Source organism: Paenibacillus sp. TSM33, from assembly GCF_056099025.1.
On sequence record NZ_JBLZXB010000017.1, the window covers coordinates 1,383,121 to 1,394,293 of the forward strand.

At 44.8% G+C, this 11,173-nt stretch carries 8 protein-coding genes; 1 reads left to right on the plus strand and 7 read right to left on the minus strand.

The annotated features are described in order from the left end of the window. Positions 1–318 precede the first annotated feature (318 nt). Positions 319–2,409 carry a vWA domain-containing protein gene (locus tag ACN6NF_RS18105; protein WP_474318902.1) on the plus strand — a complete coding sequence of 697 codons (2,091 nt, stop codon included), beginning with the start codon at positions 319–321 and terminating at the stop codon, positions 2,407–2,409. A 41-nt stretch (positions 2,410–2,450) separates the two neighbouring features. Here ACN6NF_RS18105 and ACN6NF_RS18110 read toward each other — a convergent pair whose 3' ends face one another. The 7 genes from ACN6NF_RS18110 to ACN6NF_RS18140 form a co-directional block, all read right to left on the minus strand. After that, positions 2,451–3,362, minus strand: a complete 912-nt coding sequence (locus ACN6NF_RS18110; RefSeq protein ID WP_016818667.1) for a serine/threonine protein kinase — start codon at positions 3,360–3,362, stop codon at positions 2,451–2,453. Between the two features lie 177 nt (positions 3,363–3,539). Further along, positions 3,540–4,793, minus strand: coding sequence for an L-lactate MFS transporter (locus ACN6NF_RS18115; protein WP_474318904.1), 1,254 nt, complete (start codon positions 4,791–4,793; stop codon positions 3,540–3,542). 189 nt (positions 4,794–4,982) lie between these two features. Beyond that, positions 4,983–5,747 carry a LytR/AlgR family response regulator transcription factor gene (locus tag ACN6NF_RS18120; RefSeq protein ID WP_474318905.1) on the minus strand — a complete coding sequence of 255 codons (765 nt, stop codon included), beginning with the start codon at positions 5,745–5,747 and terminating at the stop codon, positions 4,983–4,985. Further along, a complete protein-coding gene (locus tag ACN6NF_RS18125; RefSeq protein WP_474318906.1) occupies positions 5,744–7,405 on the minus strand; it encodes a LytS/YhcK type 5TM receptor domain-containing protein in 1,662 nt (553 codons plus the stop codon). The genes ACN6NF_RS18120 and ACN6NF_RS18125 overlap by 4 nt, the downstream gene beginning before the upstream one ends. Before the next feature lie 26 nt (positions 7,406–7,431). After that, positions 7,432–8,418: a S66 family peptidase gene (locus ACN6NF_RS18130; protein WP_474318907.1), complete on the minus strand. Its 987-nt coding sequence runs from the start codon at positions 8,416–8,418 to the stop codon at positions 7,432–7,434. A 186-nt stretch (positions 8,419–8,604) separates the two neighbouring features. After that, positions 8,605–10,101, minus strand: coding sequence for a methyl-accepting chemotaxis protein (locus ACN6NF_RS18135; RefSeq protein WP_474318908.1), 1,497 nt, complete (start codon positions 10,099–10,101; stop codon positions 8,605–8,607). Positions 10,102–10,309: 208 nt separating this feature from the next. Beyond that, entirely contained in the window at positions 10,310–10,951 is a 642-nt protein-coding gene (locus tag ACN6NF_RS18140) for a 50S ribosomal protein L25 (RefSeq protein ID WP_474318909.1), read from the minus strand. Positions 10,952–11,173 lie beyond the last annotated feature (222 nt).

Here is an 11,173-nt window from a genome sequence, read left to right on the forward strand (position 1 = left end):
CGTTGATACGAGAGCTATCATACAAAGCACTCTTTAGTTTTGTCAATTTCTGTAGTCTCAGATTGAAACAGGGCATTTTGACTCATTTTATGCGTGAATACGTAATTTTTATGATATGTTAGACCTGTTTCTTCAGGGAAATATTCACAAATGCAATCCAATTACCGATAGAAGTTCATTGGATATTTCTGATAAGCGTAAAAGTATCAAATTCATGGCTAATGTGATTGTTTTCATCTGTTTTGATCCTTTATCCCTTATATCCCAAGGATTAGGAGAGTTGGCACACCCACATTGGTCTCGCCGATGGAGGAGCTTATGTTCAGAATAAGGAAACTAGGAATTATCATTTTCATGACTTTTGTACTATTTTTTCGAATGGGCCTAAACGGGGTCATTTGCACTGTAAATCAGGCTAATGCAGCATCTTTGGGGACTGCTTCGATCGAGGGTTACGATGCTGTTTTTGTACTGGATACCAGCTATTCCATGAGAGACACGGACCCCGAGGGCATTGCCGCCGAAGTCATCAGTATGTTTATGGACTTGAGTGATGCAGATCGTACGCGCGTAGGTTTTGTTGCCTACAACCATCACGTTGTTGCCTCAAAACCATTGACCTCAATTGGCGTGGCAGCGCAAAAATCGCAGATTCAGCAGGAAATCAGAATGTTGAACCGTTCTGGCTATACAGATTTGGGACTTGGGTTGCGTAAAGGCTCAGAACTGCTAGCCGCCGGGGCATCCCAAGGACGGCAGCCTTTTATGATTTTATTGTCAGATGGGGAAACTGATTTTGGTGCCTCTTCTGGTTCTCGTTCCAAGGGTGACTCGAATAATGATGTATCCTCTGTCATCAAATCTGCACAGACCAAGGGATACCCGGTGTATACGATTGGCCTGAACCATGACGGCACGGTAAACCGGCAAGAACTCGAACGGATCGCTTCTCAAACGGGAGGAGCTTCTTTTATTACGAGTAGTGCTGAGGATCTGCCGGAAATTCTGAATCGTATTTTTGCCAGTCAAATTCGCTCCAAGCTCGTTCCAGTTGCTGCAATTACGACCACTGGCGAGATGCAAGAATTAACGGTGGCTCTACCGGACTCTAGTATGGAGGAAGCCAATCTGGTGCTTTTGTCGGAGCATCCTCTGCTGGAAACCCAGCTATACTCCAATTCAGAAAATGTCCGCAGGTACAAGTCGAGCCGATATGCGATTTTGAAAATTGAGCATCCACAAGCAGGTAAAGTGAAGTTGAAATTACGGGGTATACGCGGAGATTTGGTTAAAATCAATTTACTTGGCAGCTATCGACTGGAGGCTGAAGCTACTATAGGGGGAACGCAAGCAACAGCAACTCATGACGACAAGCCTATGCAATTGCTGAAGGGACAAGCGACACCGTTTCAAGCTCAGCTCCTGTTACCGGATGGCCAAAAACTTACCGATGAGGCTGTATATACATCTCTCCAAGCCCATATTATAGTTACCCCTGTAAAAGACGGTACAGCTAAAAAGGTGCCTATGACCTATAAGTCAGGAGCCTTTCATACCGAATATGCGTTCCCACAAACGGGTGACTATACATGGCAGCTATCTCTGGACAGTCCGCAGTGGTACCGTAAGGGAATTGTACATAAGGTTCACGCCACCAATGCAGCACCACAAGTTTTAAAGGACCTGACGATACGCCTGGTAAAAGAAGACGGTGATTCCCGTCAAAGTTTATCGGATTTTATTGTTGATCCCAATCATGACAAGCTGAACTTTAAGCTGGATTCAGGAGCTTCTGAGGATACGATTAATGCCGAGATTAACGGTAATGATCTGCTGCTATCCGAGCTTCACACAGGTGACACGAAGCTAAAGATTACCGCTACCGACCCAGAAGGTGCATCCAGCAGCGCTACACTGACCGTTTCAGTCCAATCCCGGTATACAGCCATTAAATGGACGGTAGCCATCAGCATTGTGATAGCTGCTCTTCTGTATTGGTTCTTGCGACCGAAGCCGCAGTTTGCTGGAAGAATCGAAGGATATTTTCTCGCTACAGCGAGTGGGCAGGAGATTCCGGTAAAATCTTGGCCACTTACCTCCTTTCCGGGTCATAAGGTCAGCTTGCAGGAGCTATTCCGTACGCTTGACGTTCACGAACCGTTGTCAGAAGCGGAACGAATCCTATTTTCCGCGGGTAAAAAAGGGACTCTGATCGTGAAACATGATACACGTTGCGCCCTGCAGCATGGAAAAATCAGATTGACCCGTAACAAAAAAGCGGTCATGGCGTATGGTGACAAACTGTACATCACGTTTGAGGACGGCGTCACTGAAATTGAGCTGCGGTACAAGGCGATTAAGCCGAACACTTCAGTGTACACCGACCATATTCAAGCTCCGACAGGATAACGCCCGTCGGAATAAAAAAAGAGAAGCACCGTCTCTTACGATTAACGAACCGTAAGAGTAGGGCGCTTCCCTTTTTTTATCCAATATTCCGCACGTAGTGCGGCTTTAAACCATCGAAGTGAGCGGCAACGCTTGTTAGCCTGTACCTCCAAGCCACGCCGAATTACGTACGGCAGTAGTGAAATCCCTGCATTTTCGATCCGAATCCGTTCGGTCCGATCTGCAAATAATCTGCCCGGTACATCCGGTGGGGGTGATCCTTTTTGGCAATAATACAGCGTTGCGGCCAAGCTATAAATATCCGATACAGGTCCCTGTCGCGAACGGTTAGAATAAAATTCCAGCGGAGAATAACCTGCCGTGGTGAAGATCGGATGCTCCTTGCCTTCAAAATGCACAGCAGAGCCAAAATCAATCAGCTTGATGTTGCCATGTTCCCCAACCATAATATTGCCTGGCTTAATGTCCCGATGAATAATTCCTTTGTTATGAATATACTCCAAGGCATCAATTAAAGGCAGCAGCGTTTGGTACAAAAAAGTAGGATCAGACGTTGGCACAGCTTCTTCTTTCATCATTCGATCCAGCGTCTTGCCTGCACAGTATTCCATGACCAGATAAGCAGTTCCATTTTCCTCAAAGTGATCTATATAACCGACAACCCCCGGATGATTTAATTCCTTCAACATTTGCCCTTCACGCAAGAAATAATGCATAAACTCTACATATTTGGATTGCATAGAAGCGCTGCAAGTGACTGTTTTTCGATCCATCCCCCGCAAAGCCAGCGCATTCGGGAAAAATTCCTTTACAATCACCTTTTCTCGGTTATCCAACAGCCTTGCCGTATACACGATGGCCAGCTCACTGCGGGACAAGGCGCTTCGAATTTGATATGTATTTCGCAGCTTCGTATTGCGGGCAAGCAGATTCCCGCTTGTATCCACGATCATGACTCGTCCTCCTGTCAGGTTCTTAGCTTATGTCTTTTGTATATATCGGCTTATTACACGTCTTTTTATTATACCGTAAATCAGGTTATTGGAAAAACAAATAACCTGCCATAATCTCCCTTAGAGAAATGATGACAGGTCTTTTGGCATTCATCTGGTCCTATTTTCTCAAATCGTTTAACCTAATTTTGTACCTGGCTTCATACTGCGCACACCGTTGGTACTTTTCTTCCGTTCGCTGCGCAGTTTGCCTTTACCTTGTTCTGGAGTACGAATGGTGAGGGCAATCAGGAATGAAACAACACACATCACAGCAATTGTGGTAAAGGTCGGTATGAATCCGCCGAGCAAGGCTGCGATACATGATCCCGCCAGTGCACCAAGGCCAAAGCCCTGATACACAATACCATAGTTTTTGCTTTGGTTCTTCAGACCGAAGAAATCAGCTACGATGGCAGGAAAGACTGTAATGTTGCCGCCGAAGCAAAAAGCAATTCCTGCTACACAGGCAAAGAACAAACCAAAATTCAAGGGTACCAGACTCAGTACTGTAACTGCAACTGCTGTTGTTAAAAGTGCACCTGCTACCACTTTCAGACGACCTACCTTATCGGATAGCGTACCTAAAATAATCCGACCCGCCGTGTTGAAAATAGCGACCATAGCGACCGCATTAGCGGCTGTTGCTACATCCAAGCCGGCCATCCGTACACCGATATCTTTGACCACTCCAATCAGGTAGAGACCACTCATACAAGCGGTAAAGAACATGACGAACAGCAGGTATGCCTGCTTGGTGCGCAGCATTTCTTTAACGGAATAGTCCCGCTGTACAGCCCCATTTTGTTCCGAAGGTTTGTTCACAACTACTGCTTCTTTCACCAGGAAAGAACCACCGACGATCATGATCAGCACGATTATACCCCAATACAAAAATGCCTGCGATACGCCAACAGACTGAATCAGCGAACCGTTAATATACTTGAATATCAGACTGCCTGTTCCGTAAGCCCCAACTGAAACACCGGAAATAAGTCCTTTTTTCTCAGGAAACCATTTAATCAGATTTGACAATGATGTAATATATGCCGTTCCATCCGCAAAACCTACGACAATACCCGCCAAAATGTACAGCAGGGATAACGAAGTTACCTGTGAACTGAGCATGAGCCCTGCCCCTAACACGATACCTGCACACAAAATCAGACGACGGAGTCCCCATTTATCCTGTAGCTTGCCTGCAAATAACGTAGCAAACGCGAGTGCAAAACTGGTAATTGAAAATGTAATAGCGACCGAACTGAGGTTCCAGCCAAAGCGGTCCACCAACGGTTGATTAAATAAACTCCATGTGTAAATGGTACCTAATCCCATTTGAACAATAATCGTTCCCAGTACGACCAGCAGGCGATTTCCGCTGTTTGATTTCATATTGATCTCCTCTTTTCATTCCGGCTCTACAGCATCCATTTGTTATGATGATAACCGTGAATCCAGTACGCTTTGCGCCTGTGAAAGAGCAATTCTGTAAGGATTCTGTTTACACGGTTATTATAACTCTGCATGTCAGCTAGAAATCGTTTGAGGAATGAAATGCACCTACAGCGGAATGAAATGCCTTTAAAGTCGCATAATTTGCCGAAACTCCTTGGCCTTACTGCGACTCACCGGAATTTCTGCTTCTAGTCCACGCAAGCGCAGGAGATACGTATGATTGAACCAAGGTACAATTTCACGGATTTGCGACAGATTAACCGTATACGATCGGTGACAGCGAAAGAAATCCTGCTGCGGCAAGCGGGCATGAAATTCCGAAATGCTCATCGGCATCGTATATTCTTCGTGCCTTGTAAAGACACGAGTTACCTTTTCCTGCGCACACGCATAGTAAATATCGTTCGCATCCGTTACGATAATTTTGTCATTTTTCAGCAGATTAATACGCCCCGGAGCAGCAACGGTACTGGTTTCAGCAGCTCGGGGTTGCCCAGCCTGGACAGCTTCCTGTATTTGAGCGTTTCGCTGCTCATAAGCATTTTCGAGCTTATGCAGCATGGATGCGATCCGTTTTTCATCATATGGCTTAAGAATGTAGTCGAACGCCTCCAGTTCAAAAGCCTGCGCCGCATGTTCTTTATAGGCGGTCGTAAAAATAATATAGGGCTTTTTAGCAAATTTGCTAATATTCTGTGCCAATAGCATCCCGTCCAATGAAGGAATGTTAATGTCCAGAAAAATCGCATCCGTCTCCTGATCTTGCAGAAACCGGAACACATCCAGCCCATCCTCAAAACTATCGGTCACCTCAATGCTACTATGAGTCTGAATGAGATACTCCAGCTCTTCACGCGCTGGAAGTTCGTCTTCTACAATTATGGCCTTCATGACTTCTCCTTTGGTATGTCAAAATATACTTCGGTACCCGGATCATGTTTAAGAATAATGACTCCTTCACCGTACATAAGCTTGAGTCTTCTGTGCACATTGTACAAGCCGATCTGTTTAGCCGGAACTTGATCACGATATAGGTTATCCACTACATCGTCCCGTATACCCACCCCGGTATCAGCTACAGAAATACGCACCTTTTCGCCACGATTCTTTACAGAAATAGTTACTGTACCCGGTCCCTTTTTCTTGAGGATTCCATGATTAATCGCATTCTCAACCAGGGGCTGGATAATTAGGCTCGGAATCCGCACTGACACCTCATCCATTACGTACTCCACCTGAAGCCGATTGCCGAAACGTGCTTTTTCAATTTCTACGTAATCAGACACCTGCTGAAGCTCCTTATGAATTTCGATCAAATCATCATTCAGCTCCAAATTGTAACGCAGATAGCCTGACAAATTAATGATCAGTTCTCGTGCCTTATCCGGCTTAGTGCGTGTCGTCGAGGCAATAGCATTTAACGCGTTGAACAGAAAATGAGGGTTAATCTTCGTCTGGAGTGCCTTTAACTCGGCCTTATTCGCCGCTTCCTTAATTTGCTCCACACGCGACACTTCCATTAACGTGGAAATGATCTGAGACAAGCCAATCGCCATCGTCTGCAACGGATACGTGATTTTATAAGCTTTTCGGTAGTAAATCTTTAGGGTTCCGGTTACTTCTCCCCGCTCCTCTAACGGGATAATGAGCAGAGACTGGATTTGGGGCGTTTTGTCGTCAGCAATATGGTTGCGGATCGTGATTTTACCACTGCGGATCGTCGATTTAGTCACATCGCTAATGATTTCATCCCCGATATGATAGCGCTCTTCGCCAAATCCGACGTAAGCCAGTACATCTCTGGTATCCGTAATCGCCACCGCGTCTGCCTTGATGTCTTCTTTTATAATCGAGCAAATCGTATGCAAGGATTCCGCATTAATCGAACGAAAATAAGGCAACGTCTTGTTGGCAATATCCAATGCCAGCTTGGCCTGTCTGGCCGCGATATTCTCCTTTTCCCCTTCCACACTCTGGATCAACAGAACAATTAAACCAATACTGACTTCTCCGATAATCATCGGTAGGCCGATCTTAGAAACGATGTCCACTCCAAGTCCATGGGGTTCTGCCATCACCAGAATGAGCAGCATCGTCAACGCTTCACAGACCATACCTGCAGCGATGCCGACCAGCCATCTTTTAGAACGATTGACTCGGCGGCCGATATATCCTGACACCACACCTGCCAGAATACTTGTAATCAGACACGGAATCGAGGTCACTCCCCCGATATCAATTAGATAACGGTGGATTCCCGATACAATACCTGTAATGATCCCAACCCAGGGTCCAAACAAAATACCGCCCGCCATAATTGCAATGATTCGAACGTTAACCAGCGAGCCTTCAACCTCAATCCCGGTGTAGGTACCAAACAGGGCAAACATACAGAAAATCAATGTTAGTAACGTCAGCTCTGCCGGAGAATGACTGTTCTTCTGCAAGGTTTCCTTAAACCGGGGGATACGTGTAATAAAAAACAAACAAATCAGCAACAATGCTGCGCGCTCAAATAGCTGCATCAGCATTTCCAGCAAGGCGTTCACATGCGTTCCTCCCAAATAAAAACCCATTATTCACATATTTCAATCCCCACCCTGCCATTACGGGCACGAATAAGCGCCTTCCCGCCAATCGGATATGTAAACTGCGGCGTGGTATGACCAAAATCGGCATCTGCAATCACAGGAATAGATGCCAATTCTCTTTTCGAACGAATAATTTGCCGCAGTAATTCTTCTGTCATATGCGAAGCCTTCTGAAATCGTCCTATGATGATTCCTTTAACCTGATCAAATCTAGGCTGGTGCAACAATGATTGCAAATCCCGGTCAAATGTAGCGGGCGAGCTTTCGTAATCATCTTCAACAAACACTATGGTTCCTTTTAGACTTGGCATGTATGGGGTTCCCTGTAACAAATTCAGAGTACACAAGTTTCCGCCCACAATCGTACCCTCTGCTTCGCCTTCATGAATCGCATATGGACCCGCATTGCGGTGAAAGCTTCTTTGATCCTGATCCAGATACCAAGTATCGTCACTCCACTCTGGCGACGATTGGATTTGAATGCTGCCCTCTTCCAACATTAACCTTTGGAAATAAGTCGTCGTATATTCATTTCCTCGCAACATAGCGAACGTCAAAAAGTGAGGTCCTGCATACGTGACAAGCCCTGTTCTGGCATAAATCGCATGGCTTAACGCCGTTATATCCGAATAGCCACATAATCGTTTAGGATGAGCGCCGATCAGATCATAATCCAGATGGGCTAGAAGCTGATTGGCATTATACCCCCCAATGGAGGTCAGAATGCCCTTTACCTTTGGATCGACAAAAGCTTCGTGCAAGTCAGCTACTCTAGACTCTATCGAAGAAGATGCAAAGTCATCGTTTTCCATCACATGCTGAGAAAAACTCACTTTAAACCCAATCATTTCCAGTCTATTCTGGGCAATCAGGCGATTTTCCTCAGAAACAATAGATAAGCTTCGGGATGGCGAAAGAATGCGTATCTCGTCTCCAGCTTTTAATTTAGGTGCTTGCTTTCCCATCATCACGGTCATTCCCCCTTGTTACAAAGCATTTAAACTGCCACAAATTATACCATCAACTTCCATCTAATTATAGCTTCTAAAACTTCCCACCTCATTCCTTCCCTTCTTCCCAATAAGAAGTAAAAAACCGGGGATACCGCTTGTTAGCGATAAGCCCCGGATCTCTAGTCCGATGATGATGCTTTTCGGTTATTTACTTTTGCCGATTTCACTAGAGCTGTTGTTCTCATTCTGATCATGGACCAGCTCTTTCAACTGAATAATCAATGCCTCCAGCTCACTAAATCCCGCCACCATATTGGAGGTTATATTTTGCTGCTCTTCTACTCCAGCCAAAATTTGTTCAGACGCTGCACTTGCTTGTTCTGTCACACTGGAAAATTCCATCATCTCTTGAACGACCTGAGACGAAAATTGTTGCATACTATTCGTACTGGACTCTACCTCCACAGCCTGCACCAATACTTTATTGGCATTTTGCAGGATATCTTCCAGTACAATTTCGGTCGAATGTGCCGACTCCATGCTTTGCTGTAATCTTTCCTGTCCCATGTCAAATTGGCTTACGACAGAATCCATCTGAGTTCTCAGCTGCTCCAAAATACCCTCCATCGCCACTGAGGTGTTCCCAACCATTTCAGCCAAATTACGCACTTCTCCAGCCACGATCGCAAATCCTTTTCCATGCTCTCCCGCTCTGGCGGCCTCAATGGATGCATTCAAGGACAGCAAATTGGTTTGCTTTGAAATTTGAGTAATATCTTTAAGCATGGCAGACATATTGTCACTCTGCAATTTAAACTCATCCAATTCTTCTTTGGTACGACTCATCACCTGACCCAAATCTTTAATTTGGGACGTTAATGCAAGCAGTTGACTACTCCCTCTACCGCCGGCATTTTTCGTATCTTCAGAGAGCTGCTTCAGCTCCCGGGAATGATCGGCAACCTCGCGCACATGCCGGTCAGACTGAGCCAAGTTATCGGTGACCTCAGTGATATTCGAAGCCTGCATCTCTACCCCTTTGGCAACCTCCTGAAACCCGATGGCGACTTCATTCGTCACAATGCCTGTAGCATCCACTTGATTCCTGAATCGTTCTGTAAAGCTATGTAATCCCGCTACAGCTTGCCTCACTTGCTCAAACAGAAATTCAATACGTTGCCTTGTGGAATCCATATTTTTATTTTGTTCCTCCGTTATCTTAAACTGCTTTTGGTTTAACACCGATACCACTAGCAATAGTACCCCAATCAGCACTACAATAATAAATTCATGTACATAACGCAAAGAACCGGTAGCTGGCAGAGTTGCAGGCGTACCGATCGTAATTTGTATAAAAATATTACATAGATTTAAAGTCATAGCTACCAGAAAATATGGATAAGATGGGTAGAGTAACAACAATGAACAAATAAAGATCGTAGTCACTACCTCCACGCTAGATAAGTTCACAAATATACATATTAATGCACTATAAAATGTAATAATCCAAGGTATAAGCCGGATTCCTATCTTTTGTATATTCAGAATCGTCAAAACTGCCGCGACTACTAATCCTACACCGCTAGATATCCACATCGAGGGATTAGATATTGCCGGGACGATGCTGCTCAAAGTCATAATCCAAAAAATAATGATCACCAATTTGTTTCTTTGCCACAACAATTCATTCGTTCTGTCCATGATTGTGTACGCGCTCCTTAGAGATATATTAGGTATTTATAAAATAAAAATGTAAATACCATACTATATATATCGTCATATCAGAACGCGTATTGAATGATGGTCGTACTTTAAAGACAAAAACCGCCCCTCTAACAGGGAACGGCTTTAATTCACAGTTTAATCATTTTCTTTAATTAGCAAACGTTTAATGTGCCTGCTGAATCCATTAAGATTCCTTGTTTTCGGAAGCCTCTTCAGCACCTTCAGTTGCCGCTGCATCACCTTCCACAGCAGCATTCTCTACTTCGACTGCACGCGGAACGATCACGGATGCCAGCAACTCCTCTTCAGAGACATGCAGCGTCACGCCCTTAGGAAGCTTCAAGTCGCTTGCGCTCAGCTTGTCGCCAATGTCCAGTGCGGATACATCCACTTCAATGGTGGACGGCAAGTCAGAAGGCAAACCTTCAACCTCGACTTCTGTTTCTTGAACTTGCAGAATACCGCCTGATTTTGTACCTACAGGTGTACCCTGATAATCAATTGAAACACGCACGCGAAGCGGTTTGTTTTTGGAAATTTTCAAAAAGTCGGCATGCAACCATTGATTGTCACGCTGTTGATAATCTTTAATAATGACTGGAATCGTTTCTCCGCCTTCTACTGAGAGGTTAAAAACCTCTGAACGTCCGGTTCTGATTACTTTATTAAATTCCTTGGCATCGACATGTACAGGGGTTCCCTCGATCTCAGAGCCGTAAACCACAGCTGGAATCCGTCCTTTTAACCTCAATCCACGAATGGCCGAACCTTTCTTCTCTGTTCTCGGCTGGGCGGTTAGTTGAATACTTCCTCCATTAGAACTCATGATATACAACCTCCTTCAGGTTACCTTACAAATGATTTTCCTCCAAGAATCTTGCTTGTTTACCAGTCGTACTACAGAATATAAGCCAGCAAGCTGGCAAAACTAAACAAGTCCATAATTCTATTTTACCCCTTTTTTCTGAAACTGACGCACATTTGCATAAAAAAATAGCATTTCTCGAAAGGATCGAAAAATGCTATTTTCTCGTGTATATATGGCAAC